This window comes from Bacteroides sp. HMSC067B03 (assembly GCF_001811315.1).
Lineage (GTDB): Bacteria > Bacteroidota > Bacteroidia > Bacteroidales > Bacteroidaceae > Bacteroides > Bacteroides faecis.
Map to the genome: position 1 here is coordinate 15,535 of NZ_KV804319.1, position 20,863 is coordinate 36,397.

Below are 20,863 nucleotides of genomic sequence, written 5' to 3' on the forward strand. Positions count from 1 at the left end.
GGCCGACTTACGGACTTTTATAAGTTTATGGTAAATCCTTCGGCTGCCAGGGATCGTTTTATATCCTCTCTGGAGATGCAAAATGAGTTAACAGGCAGTTTTATCGTAACTAAAATAGCAATACAATGAGCGCCAGCGACGAAGCTTTAAAGGTGAATATATATCCGACGGGAAACGCTTTTACACGTAATCCTATTTTTTTGTCTGTATCATCCTATTCTATGGCTACATACAGTATCAGGATGAATAATGAAGAAATCTTCAAAGGAAACGGAATCGGGGAATTTCGTGTTAATATAGCCGAGATTGTCGAAACCGGAATAACAGGCGCACGGATTTTACCGGATAACACGGATCATATACTTGCCGTTTCCGGTTTGTCGGCAGAAGTAACTATACATGTGGTAAATGAGGGAGAGGAAGAGGATAACCTATCTTTTACCGCCTGGAAAGGGGGAATTTCCAAGAAGGAGTTTAAACGTCTTCGAAATATGGGGACTGATATATTTTCTTTGAAGTTCTTGAATGAATCCTGCAATTTCTTTTTTACTACGCGGAGCAACGACTGGCGTATAATGATGCGCGAGACGGAACTTTACCCGCTTTGTTTCATCTATCCGGGACACGAACTGAAAATAATGGAACTTCTTACCGGGCAAAGCTTTTCTATACCAGGTACGGTGGGTAATTTTTACGCCTTGAATCTGGAGGCCGTACGACTTAAATTCTTTACCGATTACGGGGTACTGGCCAACCTTTTTGACGTGTATAGCGGTGATACGTTTGCTCTCCGAATCGGGATCGAGCAAAGCCCGACGGTCCGCGAGCGTTACCGGCTCCGGTTCCTGAACAGTTACGGGGTTTACGAAGTGTTTTCCCTGGAAGGCGAAGCGAGCGTAACTCCCGGCATGGATGAAGACGAAGACGCTGTTTTCCGGCGTTACGATGAAATTACCGATGATTATTATTCGGATCGCATACGGACGGAGATACAGGAAGCCGTAACGATTAAGACGGGATTCAAACGCCCGCAGGAAATACGTTTTCTTCTTGATCTGCTTTCCTCTGATGATGTCTACCTGTCCGGTTACGGTCGAGAAGAGATAAAAGTAATTCCTTCGGCGGAAGAGTTTTCTTACCGTGTCCGTCCGGACGCACCGCAGAACGTGACGTTAAAACTCACGTTTGCCGACAAAGAGTCCAACTGGACGGGAGAAATTACGGAAAGCGGCTACCGGAAACCGAAGGTTCATTCCAAAGAATTTAGTAAACAATTTAATTAATGTATCTATATGGCAACACAGGAGTATATCGATGATCTTATTATAGTCATTGAAACCGCAGAGGACGCAGAAAGCGTTACTAACCAAATGGTGGCGGCGGTTCTTGACTTCTTGAACGAACACCTGAAACTGGTTTCCCAGGGTAAGGAAGTCGAGGCGGAGGAAGCCGCCCGCATTGCCGCCGATGCAGCATTACAGAAGGCTATAGACGCCGTTTCTTTACGTATCGACCGACTTGTCGGTAACAACGCTTCGCAGGCAATCGACAACTTTAACGAGATTCTTAATTTCTTAAACGGGCTTAAAGACAGTGATTCACTTGCCGCATTGCTGGCCGATATCAACGCCCGTATCGGCAGCGAAGACAGTTCGGAGAGTGAAGACGGTTCCCTTTGGGGAAAACTGAAAAGTTTGTCCCAGGATATAACCAGTTGTTCCGATGACATAAGCACATTGCAGGTAGACCGTGACAAAATAAAACAGGAGTTGCAGCAGACGGCCGGACTCCAGGTTTCAACTTTTACCAACGTGAACAACCTTTTGAACGCTGGTACCGTTTATAGTGATCTGTCGGGGGTATTTGCAGCATTGAAAACGGCGGGAAAGATTAACAATGTCCGGAAAAACGGTATAATCCTTTCTTTCCTTACTGCCGACGGCTGGGTGACGAAGCAATTTAGAGGCAATCCGGACACAGATTTTGAGAATGCCGAAAAGTGGGAGGATTTCGGCAGCGGCGGTTCGGCCGGCGGAAATACCTATAACGTAACCGGTAACATGCCACTAACGGAAGGTTTCTATACTCTTGCTTCCGCCATTGCCGCGGTACCGGAGAAACAACGCGGCCGGGGGCGTGTTATCACCTTTGAAACATCACTCGGCAAATGGGAGACGTGGCAATTTACCGGAACCGACCCGGCTGTCTGGGATCAGGAGGCGAGCTGGGAAGAGTTCGGCGGCAAAGGAACGGTAAAGAGTGTAACGGTAAACGGCGAGAAGCAGACGCCGGACGCTACCGGTAATGTGAATGTAAACGTGGATATCCTGGAAGTGGACGAAACTTTGTCCTTAGATTCCACCAATCCGGTAGAAAACAAGGTTGTAACCGCCCGTTTTAACGAGGTGGACGCTTCCACGTTGTTTAATGTGAATGCGGAGGTAAGCGAGGATGAAACGTCCGTCCGCCTGTCTTTCCAGAACAAAAGCGGCGCGGAAATTACCGCTGTGGATATCCCGGCCGGTTCTGGTGGAGGTTCCGGCGAAACGGTGGCTACTAAAATTGTATTAAATGCGGCTGTAGATAATGCGATCATCAAGGAAGGCGGAAACGCCCGTCTTACTTATACTTACGATCACCAGTACACCACGGGGGACGAAAAAGGGGAATCCACCGGGCAAAAGGCAGATATAACCGTTACGATCAGGCGCGGAACGACTACCATGTATTCCCAAACAGTCAGCGATGTTTCTAAAGGTAGTTACGAACTGGACCTTTCAAATTACTTGCTTGTGGGAAACACGGATATTTACGTAGTGGCAACCACTACTGATCCGACTACCGGCAAGAAACAAACCCGGCAGGCGTTTACATCCGTGAAGGTTGTCAGCCTTTCCCTTACCAGCTCTTACAATCTGGCCGGGGCTATAGCCGCCGGCGGTTATACGCTGGCCGATACGATTAATATTCCTTATGCCGTGAGCGGTTCCGGAACAAAGGTCGTCACGCTGTATCTGAACGGCCAGCAACAGAACGCGCACACCATTACAAGATCGGGAACGACAAACGGCAGTTTCAGTTTGTCCCCTTCTTCGCTTGTAACCGGCCGGAATACCGTTCAAATGGTTGCCGAAATGGAGGCTTCCGCCGATCTCGTGTTAAAATCCGAAAGTATCTATATCGACATCCTGAAATCCGGAGGATCGGCACCGTTTATCGGCACGATGATGAGTTTTCCGGACGGCCGTATTTTTACGGAGGATCATCTTGTTCCGCGTCTGGAAGCGGGGCAGTACGAACAGGTGAAATTTGACTTTGTGGCTTATGATCCCGCCGCGACGCCGGCCAAAGTGGACGTTTACCGGGACGGGGTGCAAACGCAATCTGTCAGTGTGCCCCGTACTACGCAGACATATACCAACCGTTTCACGCAGCAGGGCGAAATCTGTATGAAATTTAAGACGGGAGCCACGGAATACCCGTTTTATATCGACGTGAGAGAAAGTGGCATCGATTTGCAGGAAACTACTGCCGGGCTTGTATTGAAACTTTCGGCAGCCGGTCGGAGTAACAGTGAATCCGATCCGGGAGCCTGGGATTATGGCGACATACACACAACGTTTGCAGGTTTCGACTGGAACAGCAACGGCTGGACGGGCGACGCCCTGAAACTTACAGGAGGCGCGAAGATTGAAATCGGGTACCAGCCTTTCTCCACGGATGCAACCACTACCGGGGCTACCTATGAAATGGAAATTCTTTGTTCGTCGGTAACGGATCGGCAGGGGGTGATACTGGACTGTATGGCCGGCGATATCGGTTTCCAGATGACAACGGAGCAGGCCCTTATGCGTGTTTCCGGCGGTACGGAAGTAAGTACGAAGTTTGCAAGTGATATGAACCTGAAAATAGCCTTTATTGTCGGGGCCAAGGCCGGCAAACGTTTGCTGGAACTTTATGTGAACGGAATCCGTTGCGGGGCGGTGCAGTACGGAGCTACCGAAGGACTGCTGCAGGCACAGCCGGTGAACATCCGTTTGTTCAGTGATACGGCGGATGTGGAAATCAGGAATTTCCGTATTTATAATCGTGCGCTTACGGATGATGAAGAATTAAACAATTATATGGTAGACCGGACTACATCGGATGAAATGGTCCTGTTATTTGAAAAGAACGATGTTACGGGGGATAGCGGTACGGATATCGACATAGACAAGCTACGCGCCCAGGGAAAAGCGGTTATGCGGATCGTCGGCGATGTGAACCTTGTCAACGCCACCAATAACAAGAAATTCGAGGTCCCGGTCGATATCTATTTTTATAGCCCGTACGGTAAGGAGTACGATTTTGTAGCAAGAAATGTCGGTCTAAGAATACAGGGTACATCATCCACCACTTACCCGCGTAAGAATTACCGTCTTTATTTCCTGCGTCTGGAAAAATACGGAACTACACTGGAAGTTAACGGCGTGGATGTGCCGTCTCTTGAATACAGTTTCAAACCGGGAGCACGACCGATCAGTATATTCTGTCTGAAAGCGGACTTTTCCGATTCTTCCGGTACACATAATACCGGTGCGGTGCGTATTGTGAATGACATCTGGAAGAAGTGCGGGTGGCTGACACCGCCGCAGGCTGCATATAAGGGGGAATATGATGTACGTATAGGTGTAGACGGTTTCCCTATGGACCTGTTTTATGACAACGACGGCACCGGTGCGAATACTTATCTGGGAAAATACAATTTCAATAATGAGAAATCGGAAAGTGCGATTATTTACGGTTTTGAAGGAATTGAAGGATTCAACGACGAAGCCTCCCTGAACGGGCAGCGTAACAAATGTATCTGCCTGGAGTTCTTGAATAACTCCGAGGCCCTTTGCTTGTTCGGAACTACCGACATGTCTTCTTTTGATGATGCGCTGGAATTTCGTTTCAAGGCGGACACTACCTGGGCGGATGCACACGAAGACGATAAGGCGGCAGTTACAAGGCTTTGGAACTGGATAGATTCATGTAAAGGTAATTCTGCTAAGTTTCTGGCGGAATATAACCAGTATTTCGGTAATGACAGCCCGTTTGCATGGTATCTGATTACCGATTACTTTATGGCCGTGGATAACCGGGCAAAAAATATGATGCTGGCAACTTGGGATTCTCTGATCTGGTATTTCCTTCCTTACGATATGGACACTTTGTTCGGTGTGCGTAATGATTCGGTACTGAAATACGAATATACCATTACCCACGAAAGTTTTGACAACAGTATAGGTTCTTATTCGTTTGCCGGCCATGATTCCGTTTTATGGGAACTGGTACGCGGTTGTCCGGACAAATTGCGTGAAGTGGCGGAAACCTTGCGTAGCAATATGAGCCTTGAATATGTTCTGCAAGTATTTAACGAGGAGCAAATGGGTAACTGGTGCGAGCGGATTTATAACAAGGATTCGGAATATAAATATATCCTTCCGCTTACCGAAGGGGTGACAACCAGCAGCGGAACCAGTTATTATAATTATCTGTATGCCTTGCAGGGCAGCCGTTACGCACACCGTACTTATACCATTCAGAACCGTTTCGCCCTTTTGGACAGTCAGTACGTGGCCGGTACTTATCGCCGTGACAGCTTCGCGGCTTATTTCGGGTATAAGTTCGGCAGTGATAACCGGAAAATTCGGATTACGGCCTCCGAACGGTATTATTACGGGTACGGGTACACGTCCGGAACACCGCACCAAAGCGCGGTACTTGCAGAAATGGCCGGTAGTGTGGTGGAACTGACAATGGACACGGATTTGATTGTAAACGATCCGCAATATTTCTACGGTGCAAGCCGTATTCGCGGGCTTGATCTGACGGATGTAAGCCACGCCATTGTCGGCACGTTGAACCTGAACAACTGCACGGCCTTGCGTGATCTGAATGTTAGTTGTGAGGCCGGACAGACGACATTTAACGCCCTTCTGGTGGGTAATTGCCGTAATCTTCGAAAACTCGACATATCCGGGCTTAAATCTTCTTCCTTTACCGGTATGGACCTTTCAAGTAATACCAAACTTGAAACCTTTCTGGCCGGTGGTACATCCCTTACCGGTGTGACATTCGCCGGCGGTGCGCCTCTGACCGTTTGCGTCCTTCCCGGAACTTTGCAGACTCTCGAACTCCGGTACCTGAACAAATTAACCAATGCAGGGCTGCAGCTGGAAGGTACGGCAAATATCACGCGCCTTGTGATTGATAACTGTAGCCTGATCGACTGGAACACGTTATTACAGCAATGCAGTGCGACCAGCTATCTACGAATTACCGGTATAGATATGGACGGGAACGGTAATTTGCTTCGCCGGCTTATGACAATGGGCGGCGTTGATGAAGACGGGGGAAACGTGCAGACGTGCCGCCTGGTAGGTACGTACCGGCTCACCCAGTCTATGTCGGATGAAGAGTACGCCGCCACTTGTGCACACTTCCCGGAACTGAATATCATTCAGCCGCAGTTTGTCGGTATAAAAATAGATCAGACGGTAGGAGACGGGGAAAAGATTACGAATCTGGATAACTCTACCGGATATGACTATAATACTGAATTTACCCCGTCTTCCCATATATTGGAAGTGTTGTCGAAAAGACGTTGTATTCTGGCTAAAAAGACGGCGGAGGGTGAAATGACCTGTTACCCGCTTCATGATGAGAACCGAAATAAATACGCGGATAGTGACAGCGTGGAGAACGCCACGGATGCAGTATTAACCGGATCGGAAGGTGAAGTTTACGTATATGAACCTCATTACTGGTACAAAGGAGTAACGGACGTGCTGAATCAGTGCCTTTACGGTTTTATTTCAAGCAATGAGGATGCGCCGGCAGCAGCAGGGTACACCAGTGTAAGATTTACCCGCGAAGAACTGAACGTGACGGAAGGGATCGGGATTCGTAAGAATACGGATTACACAACCCTTGAAGAGGCGAAAAACAAATACGAATCCGGATCGTTCGCCCTGGTGGATGTCCGGGATTACAAGCAGGTTCGTTTTCCCGGTTTTGCTTCTACTCTTTACGGGGCTGTATTTGTAGATGATGCTGGGAAAATACTAAGTCGGATCAGCGTTTCAAATGCGAACGGTTTTATCAATGGTATGTATCTGTTTTGTGCCGTTCCTGTAGGGGCTACGAAACTGGCCTTTACTTTCCTTAATTCGGCGGCCTTCGATTTCGTTTTACTCACGACATCGGAAAGTGTGGAAGCGATCGAGCCGGACTGGGTAGAGCATACGGAATGCCTGGGCGGTGTTTATGAAGCCTATCTGATTGATGATGTGCTGCGTTCTGTCAGTGGTGTTTCAAGTGTAGGAACTATTTCACAGAGCCAGGCAGTCAAATACGCCCAGAACCGGGGCAAAGGTTTCCAGCTGTTCGACTGGGAGATGCACAAGGATGTGGGTAATCTGCATTTCTTTAAATACGGTAATACCGATTCGCAGGGAGTTTGCGGATATGGAACAAACAATTACCAGAAAGTGACAGGCCTTACCAATGCGCTGGGGATGCGTGATACGGTTTCTTATTATAAGGAAAAGGGCGGTTCCAATCCACAGGCGGAAGGTGCTTACCGGGACGGTGTAAATTATCAGTCCGTCAATGTGCTGGGCTATGAGAATTTCCAGGGAAACAAGGCGGAATGGTTGCAGTATGTCACAGTAAACAAGACGGCGGCGGACGGAAGGTGGTTTATTACCATGCCGGACGGAACGGAACGCATTGTACAGGGAATTACTGTTTATAACGCGGATATTTATCCTACCCACATGGTTTGGGGCCGGTATATGGATTTGATTGCAGCTAAAGAAGGCGGTTCCACTTCCTCACATTGGTTCGATAGGTTCTATGTGGGTACCGGTCTTTCTCGTGTGGTGTGTCGGTCGTACTACAGCGCGTTCGCGTTGGGCGGTGTTTCGTTTGCGAGCGCGCTTTTCGATTCATCGAGCACGTATGCGAGCATCGGTGTTCGGCTTGCCTTCAGGGGCATAATACGCTGGGCGGGCAGCGTCGCGGCCTTTAAAGCCATAAATCAGGCAGATTAAGAGAAAAAACAGCAACGTAAAACGTTGTGCGGGTAGCGCGGGCGTCCGGAAAGTAAGACGGGCGCCGGTACTTCCGAAAAGTACAAAGGCGGATTTCCTCATATACACTCGTGTGGTGTATCGGTCGAACAACAACGCGAACGCGTTAGGCGGTGTTTCGTATGCGAACGCGAATAACGATTCATCGAACACGAATGCGAACATCGGTGTTCGGCTTGCAAACAATTAGAATAAAGAAAAAGCGCATAAGCCTTGAAAATTGGCGTACAACAGTGGGGACGTGTCCCCGGCGTGGAGCCAAGAGGAATGAGCCTCGCCAACAGCAGCCGTTTACGACTGGAAAGGGGAAAAATAAAGCGCAGGGCAATGGGGTTTGGTAGGAACTTTTTTCGAAGAAGCCCGGCCCGGGGAATTGAAGGCTGATTTAATTATCATGTGGAGAGAAGATAATATTATAGAAGAGATTGTCGAGGACGCCAATATAGAGGACGCCATAAAAACGGTATTGCGCAAAAGAAGACGAAAGCGCAGCTTTGCCGGGCGTAGAATACTGGCGGATGTCCCGAAGGCGGTAGAGAGGATCAGGCAGCGGATAAAGAGTGGACGGTTCAAGCTCGGAGGATATCGGGAAATGACCGTAGACGACGGGCCGAAAGTAAGGATCGTACAATCGGTTTCCCTGGAAGACAGGATCGTTCTTAACGCCGTTATGAATGTGGTGGACCGGCATTTGAAAGTACGTTTTATCCGGACTACTTCCGCATCCATTAAAAACAGGGGAACGCATGACCTTTTACAGTATATCGTTAAAGATATAAAGGATGATCCCGAAGGAACCCTGTTCGCTTACAAGTTCGATATAACGAAATTCTATGAAAGTGTAGACCAGGACGTTTTGCTGGATGCAGTGAAAAAGATGTTCAAGGATAAAATATTGATCGGAATTCTGGAAGAGTGCATTCGTATGATGCCTAAAGGCGTGAGTATTGGGCTAAGATCATCACAGGGGCTTTGTAATTTGCTTCTATCCATTTACCTGGATCACCGGTTAAAGGATCAGGAGGCGGTAGCACACTATTACCGGTATTGTGACGACGGTCTGGTGCTTTCCGGTAGTAAGAAATATCTTTGGAAGGTTAGGGATATCATTCACGAACAGGCCGGCAAGGCCCGCCTGGAGATTAAAAGTAATGATACCGTTTTCCCGATCACCGAAGGTATCGACTTTCTGGGATATGTAACCCGCCCGGATCATGTGCGGTTAAGGAAACGTAACAAACAAAAGTTCGCCCGCAAGATGCACAAGGTTAGAAGCAGAAAACGCAGGCAGGAGCTGACCGCCTCATTTTACGGGCTTACAAAACATGCTGATTGCAAGAACTTATTTTATAAACTAACAGGAAAGAAAATGAAAAAATTAAAGGATTTGGGCTACAAGTATAAACCTAAAGACGGACGGAAAAGATTTACCGGAGCAAGGATTAAGTCGCCGGAGCTGATGAACAAGGATGTGATCGTACTTGATTATGAAAAGGACGTTCAGACGAAAAACGGACCCCGGACTGTTATAAAGCTGGAACTCGACGGCAAGGAGAGGAAATATTTTACCAGCCTGGAGGAAACCCTTTTTATTTGTGAATCAGCGGAAAGAGACGGAGAAATGCCTTTTGAAGCGCATTGTGAAGGTGAAGTAAGTGAAAAAGGATTGATAATTATACACTTTACTTGAAATGATACGGATTTATGCAGACAGCAAGGCGGAACCGGTAAGATGTACCAACCGCCGCCGGGGAATCTGGCGTATTACGTGGGATTACCAGGAAACAGAGACACCCGAAGGAGTGCAACGTAGTTACATGGAAGAGACGTTCGATCACTTGCCCGCACTGGTAGAAATCAAGGCGGTTATTAATGAATGGTATAACCGGCAGATAACCGACACGATCGAAAGCGGGTACGTATGGAACGGCCTGAAAGTCTGGCTTTCCATGGAAAACCAGATGAATTATAAGACGGCGTACGATCTTGCCTTGCAAACAGGCGGGGAAAACCTTCCTGTTACTTTCAAGCTCGGGGAAGAAGACAACCCGACGTTTTACGAGTTTGCAAGCATGCAGCAACTACAGGAATTTTACGCCGGTGCCGTGAAACATATACAGGAGACACAAAAAGAAGGCTGGGCACTTAAAAAGGCTATAGACTGGAGTGTTTATACGTTGGAGTAGAAAAGCGAAAGGGGGAAGCGGGAAATACGTTTCCCCTCACTTTTTTAGTTATAACATATCATCAAAGGCGTGTATTCCCGCTTCGCGTTCATCTTCCAGAGCATGTGCGTAAACCATTGTCATAGTTATAGAACTATGTCCCAAAAGGTGGGATAGCGTTACGATATCATGTGTTTTCTTATAATACAGGGTAGCAAATGTATGCCGCCCGGTTTTTGAACTGATATCCTTTGTTATTCCGACTTTACCGGCTATTGTTTTCAATACCCGGTTTATATCCTGATCCGTGGGAAGGTTCATAAACAGATTGCCTTTTGTACGTCCGGCCCGGTAATATTCATAAATATAACGTGCCGGGTCCGATAAGGGTACAGTTACCGGTATTTTGGTCTTACCTCGTGTGTAGTGTAGTTCATTCCCTATGAACTGGTTTATTTGCAGTGCTTTTGCATCGCCTATATGCAAAGAGGTAAAACAGAGAAACAGAAAAAAACGGAGTACGTTCTGGGTACATTCTTCCAGGCGACCGGACCGGTACAAGGCAGTCAGACGAAGCAGTTCTTCTTCCGTCAGATATACGACTTCGCTTTTGGGACGGCGTATCTTTATGGCCGAGAACGGGTCCTGTTCCATATAACCGCCGCGTATGGCGGCACCTACATATATTTTGATAGTAGCCATGTTACGCCATGCCGTAGAATCCTTGTTACCTATTTTGCGGAGATATGCAAAGAAGGACAGGAGAAATTCGTGGGTAATTTCTGAAAACACAAGGCCGGGGGCGAATGTCTCTAATTTCTTGATGATAGAAACGTGATGTTTCCAGGTACCGAAAGAAATAGTTTTGCTAATTTGTTTGAGGTAAACCCGTGCAAAATCAAAGAAGGTACCAAAATCTGAAGGATTGTTATACTGGCGGAAGAAACTTTCTTTTGTAAGCGTCTCATTTTTAAGACGGGCACGGACAAATATGTCGCTTACACGTGACCGGATGTTTGAGATGATTAGATTTTTGTCTTTACTTTCTTTGTCCCGGCCTTTTATCACTTCGTTTTGCTCGTCCCATTCTTTGGACGTGACACTTAACCTCACCGCGATCCTTATTTTCTCACGGTTGATATAAAATTCCACATACAGGGGGAGCCGGTCGGTTTTGCCTTTTTTGCCTTGTCTTACAACTCTTATTGCCGTCATTTTTATATGCCTATTTTATGCCTGTAGAGGGGATATGCCTACAAATATGCCTACACAGGCAGGTTATTAAAAGTTAAACGGGGCGAAAGTAAAACGTTTAATATCAGCTATTTAAAAGAAAAATCCGATAACGTTTGACTGTTACCGGATGTTAATAGTGATTCCGAAGCGATTCGAACGCTTGACCCACGCCTTAGAAGGGCGTTGCTCTATCCAGCTGAGCTACGGAACCATCCTTATTTGCGGATGCAAAGGTAGTGCTTTTTACGAAAACTCAAAAGCTTTTCGAAACTTTTTTATTCATATTTTTCTTTATCACTATAAATCAGCAATTTATAAAAGCACCTCTATAGGAGCGGATGATAAGGTATTAGCAAAAACCAATATGCTATTAGCAAAAAAAATATGCTATTAGCATAATCTTTTTTGCTAATAGCATATATCTTACTTATCTTTGCACCACGTAAAATGTAAAATCAGAAATTATGTTGAGTCGCATTATTGTATTGGTCATTGCCGGAGTTGCTGTAGTCTATATCGTTCGTTTTATAGATAACTTTTTATCTCAGCACAGAAGAAAATATTGAATAAGATAATTCAAATCGGGAGAAGTCTGTCTAAAACTTCTCCTTACGTTCAAAGTCACCCTCTTCGGTATAATATTTCCATGTACCTTTAGGCTGATTATTCGAATATTTTCCGCGAAGCTTCAACTTACCATTTTCATGATATTCGCGGTAACGTCCATGACGTTTCCCTTCCTTCACTTCCGCTTCACTCTTCAACGCTCCTTCCGGATAAAATTCCCGTAACACGTTTCCTTCAAACTTTTCGACATAGAAACGTTTCAATTCACTCAACTGTTCTTTCTCCGTCACAGCATCTTCATTCATTTCCTCGTCTTCTTCATCGCTGGCTACGACTGTCACTTCTTCCGGCTTGTAAGGACGATAATCCATCACGTACTGTAAAGAAGCCAATTGGTTATCTCCAACCACTTGCATAGTCCAGTAAGGGAACGAATACAAAACATCCTTATTCGATTGTATTTCATTCCATGTAGCAGGATTCATCATAGACTTTAACTGAGAATAGAATTTATGCATATCCGTATATAAAAAGATAGTAGAGCTCGACTTCATATATGAGTAAGCATCTTTAAATCCCGGAGTATCCTCCAGCAAATTCTTTTGCTCATAGTCTTCTACAAAAGAAAGCAAGGAGGCAGCTTTATTACTGAAAACGACATAATCATCCACATAAGTATAGTACGGCTTCTCAAACTTATCAAAGAGCTTTCCAAAAAACAACCGGAAGAAACCTTTCATTTCAACATAGTTGATCTCGAAATCTTTATAAGTGACAGATTTAATCTTAACCGGAGTCCGGCGCTTGATCTTCTTTTCAATGAACTCCATATTTTTGCGGGCATCCTTAATGCTCTTAGCCCTGATAGCTAAAATCAGTTCAGGGTCATGCCCTAACAAGCCCGGTTCGGATTGGGTAATGGCAAACTCTCCGGACATCCAGCTCAAGAAGTTCTCCTCCAATGATATGCCAAACAGACTTTCAATCTTTTTACGGGAACTCTGATAAGAATCATAGAGCTGTTTATCATGAACAGAAAGAGCATTTTCCAGTTCCTTCACAAAGGTAAGCGGATTATCGAAACCTATGTTCGTATAAAGAGCAGTCCGTCCCGACAGGATTTCATGCGCTTTCATTTTATGTTTTCCGGAATTCAACAAAGCAGTGATATAAGGATCAACAGAATCTTTCTTAAATGTATAACCTTTCACTTCCATACGATCCTTATCCATATTAAGATAAAGACCGGCAAAGTTCATAGAGTTGCTGAACAGATCGACATATTCGTTTCTGGTTCCCAGATAAATAGACATAAACTGAGGAATACGGGCATAGTTGATAAAAACCCTGACAAGTCCTTTGCCGGAAACCTTCTTCTCGGCCTCAATAAAAGAATGATCCAAGCCAATTTTAGGTTTGTTGCGCGAATCGATAGCAGATTCCACCAATCCGGAAGTATAAGAACCCACCAGATGATTATCTACAAAAGCCGTATAAAAGACATCGCGCGTATCCGGATCACGCATTTCGAGAATGTTAACTCCATTATGCATCCGGTTAGTTACCGTAAAGCCACTCATTACCAGGACTGTTTCCACCTGATCCTTCAATAAATCCATTTTGGAAGCCTTTTGCATATCCAGAACCAGCAGAAAATCCCAGTCCGTAGCACGAATCTTATGAAGTGAAATAAGCATGTCCCGTTCGCCAACAAGCGACAACAACACCTTATTGCTTCTGACAACCGAATCCAGTTTTTCTACACTTTTCGTTACTTCTTCAAAAGACTTCGCTTTCTTCAGACACTGCCATGTCTCACTTCCGCTAAATTTTCCCCAATCTTCAATCGGAGCTGATGATTGAATGATAAATGCAGCATCCTCCGGTACCAGATAGATTTGCTGGATATTCCGGTCGGGCGAAACAAATAAATAGACTATAGAATAAACCATGTATACAGCCAAGGCTAATCCTGCCACCAATATGGTTCTTTTTACAATTTTTCCCCTATTTTTTCTTTTCCCATTCTTCCCAGGTTCAGCATATTGCTCTTGTTCCCCGTTATTCATTCCATCCATTATTTATTTGTTATTGAGTTGATTGGACAAAACTACTAAAAAAAGATGAAAGATGAAATTCGTCAGTTACAATTTAAACAGCTTCCTCCATTTACATACGCAATAAAGCAAAACCGCCCCTAAAAATAATAGTGCTCCTTTCGTCTTCCAATGACCGGATTTGGAAGAAACGACATTTTCAAAATTCCGGTTGTTAAAACTGGAATTTTGAATCATGAATTATAAGCCCATCGGTATCTTCAACAGATACCAGACAATAAACAGCAATGTCCACGCTCCCAGAATGCATAACGAATATCTCCAAGTATATTTCAGCAATGATCCATAAGTGATCTGTTTGTCATATTGCCGCATATACGTCAACACCAGAGGCATATAAAATAAGAATGGAGTAATGGCATTCGTCGAACTGTCTCCGATACGGAAAGCACACTGCGTAACGTCCGGCGAAATCCCCATCTGCGCAAACATCGGAATGAAGATAAAAGACATAAATGCCCACTTGGAAGTAGCGGATACCATAATCAGGTTGATAAACGCCGTAAACAGGATAAATAAAATAAGTGCGGACAAAGGACCCGGTTCAAAAGAAGAAAGCAGGTCAGCTCCCATAATTGCAAGGCATTTGTCCAGATGAGAATACTCGAAACAAGCAAACATCTGGGCAGCAAAGAAAGCAATAACAAAATATACGCCCAGCAGTTTTATCGGCTGGGTAAGTCCTTCGATCACGTCATTGTCACTACGATAACGACCGGAACTGAATCCGTAAGCCATCCCTGTAAAACCTGCGCCCAAAGACAACAGAAACAGGATACCGGCAATGAAGGGTGAGTGCATCAAACCTCCGTTCACACCACGCAGAATACCATAAGAAGAGAAAGTAAGCCACAAAATAAGAGCTACGTATATCCCTGCTACTGTGACAGCCACCATCACTGCACGGCGTTCTTTACGTGACAAAGGGCGATAGGCTTCCACCTTTACACTGCCTTCATATTTTCCTAAAGTTGGGAGAAGCCATTTCTGAGTCACCCAATAAACAATTCCCGTAATAACTACCGTCGAAGCACTCATAAAAAAGTAGTTGCACAATGGCTCCGTGTTTCCCTGATATCCCATCAGTGTAAGCGCGGCTTCCTGAGTAGTATGTGCCAGCAACGGGTCCATCGTACTCAATACGATATTGGCGCTGTATCCGCATGCTACAGAAACATAAGCCGTCACAATCCCCGCTATCGGATGAAGACCTACCCATTGAAACAGCATAGCGGCAATGGGAAGCAGAATAATATATCCACCGTCACCAATGACATTCGACAGCAATCCGAGAACGATCACCCACAAGATGACCTTTCTTTTTTCCTTACGATTGCCCACTCCCAGACGGATGCACGCATCAATAAACCCGGAATGCTGCGCCACGCCCAGTCCGAACATGGCAATTATCACCATGCCCAACGGAGCAAAGCCGGTAAAGTTCTTGATAGCATTCCGCAACCACCAGCGGATTCCCTCAGGACTCAGCAGGCTTTGTACCCGAATATCCTCTCCTGATTGCGGCAGTGTTACTTTCAGTCCGTAGATATCACATATCCACGAAAGAAAGACCACCGCCATTGTCAGCAGCAGGAACATCGTAGCGGGATGCGGCATTCGCCATTTACTCTTCATCAGCTTCCAGATTATCCAGATCGATAATACGCAACTCCAATGCACGGACAGCCAGACGAGTCGCATTCACCCCTACCCGTTCTCCATTCGGGAAAAGGCGACCGATCAGGTCATTCTGTCGTTTTTCCAATGATTTCACACCGAATGGCATTCCTTTCAGACTGGCAATCATATCTTTGGTATAGCCTAAGGCCAGATGGCGAAGAAAACGCTCGTCATATTCATCAATATCATAGTTGATTACCGCTTCCTGACGTTTGGCGTCATTTGCCACCGACTTTTTGAAACGGTCTACAATCTTCTCCAGAATCGGATAATTGAATACCAGTTTCTTGCCATCCATTACAGCCTGTACATCTGTCTTGGTCAGTAATTCCCCTGTTTTCAGAATAATGCCGTCGGCTCCTGCATTCAGCACATCCACCCACAATTTCTCATTCAGTATTTCCCCTGTAAAGATCAATACACGAACCCCCTTGTAACGTTTGAAAATGTTCCGGCAGATATCAACGCCAATCGTTGTAGAACCTCCCAGTCCTAAATCCAGCAAAACCAGATCGGGAAGCTGTGCTTCCATCAGCGGCCAGAACTCACTTTCTGTCATAGCCGTGCCGATCACTTCTGCGTTGGGTATTTCATGACGAAAAATCTCTTCTGTGCCTTTCAATTCCAGTTTTACGTCCTCTACAATAATAACTTTAAACTTCTGTTCTTCCATTTTTATTTATCTAATAACTTTTATGTGTTTTCTCTTATCTACGCGGGATGGTGAAGTAAACCGTAAATCCTCCTCCTTCTGCCGGTTCGGCATTGATACGGCATCCTCTGCGCCCCGCAAATTCGTCATGGTCACGGATTATCTGTTTGCATATCAGATATTCCGTTCCCCGCAACTCCCCTTTCTCACCGGAAGTCATACGAGCCAGATTCGGATAGAACAACTGATTCAGTTCCGTCACACTCTTCTCGCGTCTTGTATCCGTAAACAAAAAACGGACATACTCATTATCCTTACGGGCCTGCAGACGTATCACTCCTTCTTCATGAACCGCTAATGCTTCATCAATCAGGTTCTCAAACAGGAAACGCAGCTGATTCACATCACCGATTACCTTGGCTTCCATCGGTTCCATGATCAGTTCTATTTTTTCCATCCGGTTTTTCATCACCTTTCTGAAATATTTTCCGGCAGCATCAAACAGTTCCTGTACCGGAATCGTAGTCCGTCGGAAAGTTACTTCCTCCAGCTGTCGGGCAGCACACGAGCTCAATATCGTGAATATCCCTTTATAGTATTCTATCAGTTCCGTAATTGTCTCTACAGCTTCCCGTTCTTCTTTTTCCGAAAGGTTCTGCGTATTCAGCCGGCCAATAATCTGTTTTATCTTGTTCGGATAATAAATCGTCTCATGTTTTATAGTCGAAAGGCAATTGTCGAGCACCATATTCTGTACATGGAGCATGCTGTCTTCCCACGAAGCGCGGCGTGTTTCCTCGTGTGCCGATTCGATATCCCGATATTTAGTAGCCAGCTTCACCACTGCATTGAACACCACAATCGACACATAACGCGCCACCAGTTCAAAAAGAAGATGGTCCGTTTCCTGCTGTGTCCCTTCCCTGCGTTCCAGATAGAGTACGCCCACACACTGATGCTCACCACCGGCTTCCACCATCAGCGGAATCGCCTGGAGATTCTGTGCGGAGAGATATTCCCCCCTATCAAAACATTGCTGTACCATCTCCGGCATTTCCTGTCCGGGACAGGAAGCATATTCCAGCCGATGCGTAGTTTCGTTATAAACTGCAATTCCCATCAGGCTGATTGTCAGCAACTCATTTACTGATCCAAAAGCCTCATTCACAATGCGCTGAGGAATCTCTTTAAGTGTATTCTCCTCCCGTTGAAGGGCTTCCTCATTCTCCTGAGTCTGGGGTCTGACCAGAGAAGCTGCAAATACCTTCTGATTAATTTCAAGCACCTGTTCCAGATTCAAACGATTCTGGAGCATCTTCCTCATATACAAGAGATAATAGCCTATCAGGGAAACGACCAGCAAGACGAAACAAAGAATAATTCCCACCGTTTTATTGGTGTTCGACCGCTCCAGCTGCCTGCAATATCCCTCCAAAGTCTGGTCTTCACCCTGCACTTTATATAAATCCGTAAAGGCCGAGTTATTATAACTATATGCATCAATCTGCTTCAAAGCCAGAAAAGCTACTGCCGCTTCATTCCTGATATCGAGAATCACATGATAATCCGAGTCAAAAAGCTCATTCCACCAGAAAAGTTCGGCAGGTATCCCTTTACCGACCAGTTTCATGTACCGGTGCGGTTGTGTGGTACGCGCATATTTCTTATAATGCTCATTCAGCATCATCATTGCCGAATCGATATATTGCAAAGCGATCTCATAATTCTCATCCACATTCGCAAAATAAGCTGCATTGGCATAATCCGATGCCGCATCGAGCAAATCCTCATAAGTGGAATCAGTAGTAATAGCGATGGAATCACTATCCTGCAATATCGACGGAAGAGGGTCGTGCAAACAAGAAGTCATTCCCACCGGGAGCAACAGGCAAAGCAACACGCCAATCACCTTACGTATCCCTGAAGGCAAGCGGAAATAGAAACGGCTTCCCTTTCCCGGCTCACTTTCTATATCGAACACACATACCCGGAACAGTTCATTCGTCTTCTTATATTTCTCAATGATTCCTTTACAATTCATCAAGCCGAAACCGCTTCCCTTGTTCTCTTTCAGTTCTTCCGGATCTGTCGCATCTTTCATGCCGATAGCACGCGAATCATATACCTTTTCACCAATGATATGCGCTATATCTTCCGCAGAAATCCCCCTACCGTTGTCTTCCACAGATATTTCCACATACGCATCGGCAGCATGTGCATATACTTTCACCGTCCCTCCTTCGGGAGTATATTTACGGGCGTTTTCAGCCAGTGTGTTAATCATAAACAAGGTCAGCGCACGGTCAGCCTTCACCATAAGCGTAGTCGGTTCAATCTCCAGCTTCTGCTTTTTCATCTCGAAGGCACGCCGTCCCTTTCCCAACAAATCAAATAATTCATTCAGGCTGAATGTCTCGATATTCAGACTAAGCGTTCCTTGCTTCATCTTGATCCAGAGCGCCAGGATATCATTATATTCGTTAATGGTGGTCACCAGTTCATCAATGTACTGGTACTTCTCTTTCTTTATCTTGTCATCATCAATATATCCTTTTTCCGTCAGCTTATGCACTTCGTTCAGTATTCGGTCAATATAAGGATTGATCCCGTTCACAATTGCCATACAGGCTTTTTTTATCAGATTCTGACGTTTGTTTCCTGCAATATGCTGCTCGTAAATATAGCGTTGTTTCTCCAGCTGAATCCGCTCGTCGCTCAATGCAGCCACCATTTGTTCATTCTCGGCAGCCCACACGATATAAGGTTCCAATACGTGTACCAATGCTTTCTCGTCCCGGTTCAGCCGGTGGGAAGAAGGTACCAATGTCGCTTTTCCTTCTTCCGGTATTTCCAGTGTCAGTCGTCCTTTCCCGAACAACTGGTCGATGCCCTGCTGAATCAAAGGTACATTCATCGGTATGGAAGAAGTAATATCCCGGCAAAGAGATAAAATCCGTTGCAGGCGCTCCACATCCACCCGGTTCCTGATTTTGGAACGTTTGTTGAAAAACCACCAGAGGATAATCACCAGCACCAGTCCGACGATAACCAAAGAAAGAACCACAGTCATCTGTCGCGAACCCGCTTCCAAAGACTGATAACGGCTTTCCAGTTCCTTGTCCTGACGGGTATAATTCAGAATATCCAGATAGATATTCCGGTTATAATCAGAAGCATGCTTCATCCCCAGCCCGGCATATGAAACGCTTAACTGCTCCCTTATCCGTGAGATCCATTCGGGAACGGTTTTCACCTTCTCCTGAGCAATCCACGGAACTCCGGTATAAGTGGTATCTCCTTCGGCAAACGTATATAATTTATCCAGTGTGTCCACTTCATTATGATAATAGAGCATGTGATGGTGATTTACGCAGTCCAATGCTCTTGATAAAGTATCCAGTGCTTCCTGATAGCATCCGTGCGCATTCAGGTATTTGCCGATGGACACATAAGCTCCGGCAATCTGGTACAAGTCGTTATATTCCCGAAACTTCTCCAATGCCAGTTGAGCCAGACGCAAAGGAAACAGCGAATCCACCGGAAAATCGAACTGATCCAAAGCATGCACCCGTCTTGTCTTGAAAAACTCGAAGTTGGCCGGGGATGCCATCAAATTGGCAAGTCCCTGCATTCCATTTCCTTCGAAATACGGATGCTTACTCTTTACGGCAGTCCGCCAAGTCAGATAGAGTTCGTCAAATTCACGGAGCTTCCGTTCTTCCGGAGTATTCGTTTCAACTAAAGAAGCCGATCCTTTGAGATAATGATAATAGAGAAGTTGATTGGTATCCCCCAATGCCTCGTCTTCCTGAATATTATCGATAGAAGTTATCGCTTCCTGCCGCTGCTGAAGATAATAATAGTAAATGGAGGAAACGAGGAAAAATTCGGTAAATGCATAATCCAGCCGGAGTGCTTCGTGGCGGTCGGCAAACAAATCGCTCTCCTCGCGGATACGTTTCATCCGGCGAAGGGCACTGTTACGGTAATCATAAAACTCCTTGTTGAGTGCTGTACGCTGGCAGATCTTCATCAGTCCGATATCGGCAATCAGCAGTTCCAGTTCATTTTTAGTCAGTTTGTACACCTCTTTATGATACGCCTCGGCACGGTCGAAATCCATATTCATGAAGGCACAGAAACCCAGATTGTTGGACGCCTCGGCTTTCCCCGACTTGTAAAGGTTTACCTGCCGATATGCTTTGTAGGCATATTTATAGGAAGAATCCAGATTACGGTAACGATAAGCATACGCTTTTCCATTCAGCGAGTCGATAAGCCTCACTTCTTTTGTGGGTACCATATCGGTGCACGAAAAAAGAGAGG

At 45.7% G+C, this 20,863-nt stretch carries 9 protein-coding genes and 1 tRNA gene; 4 read left to right on the forward strand and 6 right to left on the reverse strand.

All coding sequences use genetic code 11. The annotated features are described in order from the left end of the window. Positions 1 to 125: 125 nt before the first annotated feature. The 4 genes from HMPREF2794_RS07460 (at position 126) to HMPREF2794_RS07480 (ending at position 10,306) form a co-directional block, all read left to right on the forward strand. Complete coding sequence (locus HMPREF2794_RS07460; protein WP_070751275.1) at positions 126 to 1,283, forward strand: hypothetical protein; 1,158 nt, start codon at positions 126 to 128, stop codon at positions 1,281 to 1,283. Positions 1,284 to 1,292: 9 nt separating this feature from the next. Beyond that, entirely contained in the window at positions 1,293 to 8,081 is a 6,789-nt protein-coding gene (locus HMPREF2794_RS07465) for a leucine-rich repeat domain-containing protein (protein ID WP_070751276.1), read from the forward strand. Between the two features lie 433 nt (positions 8,082 to 8,514). Beyond that, on the forward strand, positions 8,515 to 9,810 hold the full coding sequence (locus tag HMPREF2794_RS07475; RefSeq protein ID WP_070751286.1) for a reverse transcriptase domain-containing protein: 1,296 nt from the start codon (positions 8,515 to 8,517) through the stop codon (positions 9,808 to 9,810). A 1-nt stretch (position 9,811) separates the two neighbouring features. Next, the gene (locus tag HMPREF2794_RS07480) at positions 9,812 to 10,306 is read left to right on the forward strand and encodes a DUF4376 domain-containing protein (RefSeq protein ID WP_070751278.1); all 495 of its coding nucleotides are present in this window, start codon (positions 9,812 to 9,814) and stop codon (positions 10,304 to 10,306) included. 48 nt (positions 10,307 to 10,354) lie between these two features. On the opposite strand, the gene HMPREF2794_RS07485 is transcribed toward HMPREF2794_RS07480, so the two are convergent. The 6 genes from HMPREF2794_RS07485 to HMPREF2794_RS07510 all read right to left on the reverse strand — a co-directional run bounded on the left by HMPREF2794_RS07485 (position 10,355) and on the right by HMPREF2794_RS07510 (position 20,840). Continuing rightward, positions 10,355 to 11,500, reverse strand: a complete 1,146-nt coding sequence (locus HMPREF2794_RS07485; RefSeq protein ID WP_070751279.1) for a site-specific integrase — start codon at positions 11,498 to 11,500, stop codon at positions 10,355 to 10,357. Between the two features lie 158 nt (positions 11,501 to 11,658). Beyond that, positions 11,659 to 11,732, reverse strand: a tRNA-Arg gene (locus tag HMPREF2794_RS07490). 385 nt (positions 11,733 to 12,117) lie between these two features. Beyond that, positions 12,118 to 14,166, reverse strand: a complete 2,049-nt coding sequence (locus HMPREF2794_RS07495; RefSeq protein WP_070751280.1) for a toxin-antitoxin system YwqK family antitoxin — start codon at positions 14,164 to 14,166, stop codon at positions 12,118 to 12,120. A 219-nt stretch (positions 14,167 to 14,385) separates the two neighbouring features. Continuing rightward, the gene (locus HMPREF2794_RS07500; RefSeq protein WP_022301506.1) at positions 14,386 to 15,840 is read right to left on the reverse strand and encodes an AbgT family transporter; all 1,455 of its coding nucleotides are present in this window, start codon (positions 15,838 to 15,840) and stop codon (positions 14,386 to 14,388) included. After that, positions 15,830 to 16,558 (reverse strand): DUF5932 domain-containing protein, encoded by a 729-nt coding sequence (locus HMPREF2794_RS07505; RefSeq protein WP_010538154.1) that lies wholly within the window; start codon positions 16,556 to 16,558, stop codon positions 15,830 to 15,832. The genes HMPREF2794_RS07500 and HMPREF2794_RS07505 overlap by 11 nt, the downstream gene beginning before the upstream one ends. 34 nt (positions 16,559 to 16,592) lie before the next feature. Continuing rightward, the gene (locus tag HMPREF2794_RS07510; RefSeq protein ID WP_055269461.1) at positions 16,593 to 20,840 is read right to left on the reverse strand and encodes a DUF5113 domain-containing protein; all 4,248 of its coding nucleotides are present in this window, start codon (positions 20,838 to 20,840) and stop codon (positions 16,593 to 16,595) included. Positions 20,841 to 20,863: the final 23 nt, after the last annotated feature.

Coding starts and splice junctions, on each gene's coding strand:
- HMPREF2794_RS07460 (WP_070751275.1), top strand. CDS start 126: ATGAGCGCCAGCGACGAAGCTTTAAAGGTGAATATATATCCGACGGGA.
- HMPREF2794_RS07465 (WP_070751276.1), top strand. CDS start 1,293: ATGGCAACACAGGAGTATATCGATGATCTTATTATAGTCATTGAAACC.
- HMPREF2794_RS07475 (WP_070751286.1), top strand. CDS start 8,515: ATGTGGAGAGAAGATAATATTATAGAAGAGATTGTCGAGGACGCCAAT.
- HMPREF2794_RS07480 (WP_070751278.1), top strand. CDS start 9,812: ATGATACGGATTTATGCAGACAGCAAGGCGGAACCGGTAAGATGTACC.
- HMPREF2794_RS07485 (WP_070751279.1), bottom strand. CDS start 11,500: ATGACGGCAATAAGAGTTGTAAGACAAGGCAAAAAAGGCAAAACCGAC.
- HMPREF2794_RS07495 (WP_070751280.1), bottom strand. CDS start 14,166: ATGGATGGAATGAATAACGGGGAACAAGAGCAATATGCTGAACCTGGG.
- HMPREF2794_RS07500 (WP_022301506.1), bottom strand. CDS start 15,840: ATGAAGAGTAAATGGCGAATGCCGCATCCCGCTACGATGTTCCTGCTG.
- HMPREF2794_RS07505 (WP_010538154.1), bottom strand. CDS start 16,558: ATGGAAGAACAGAAGTTTAAAGTTATTATTGTAGAGGACGTAAAACTG.
- HMPREF2794_RS07510 (WP_055269461.1), bottom strand. CDS start 20,840: ATGGTACCCACAAAAGAAGTGAGGCTTATCGACTCGCTGAATGGAAAA.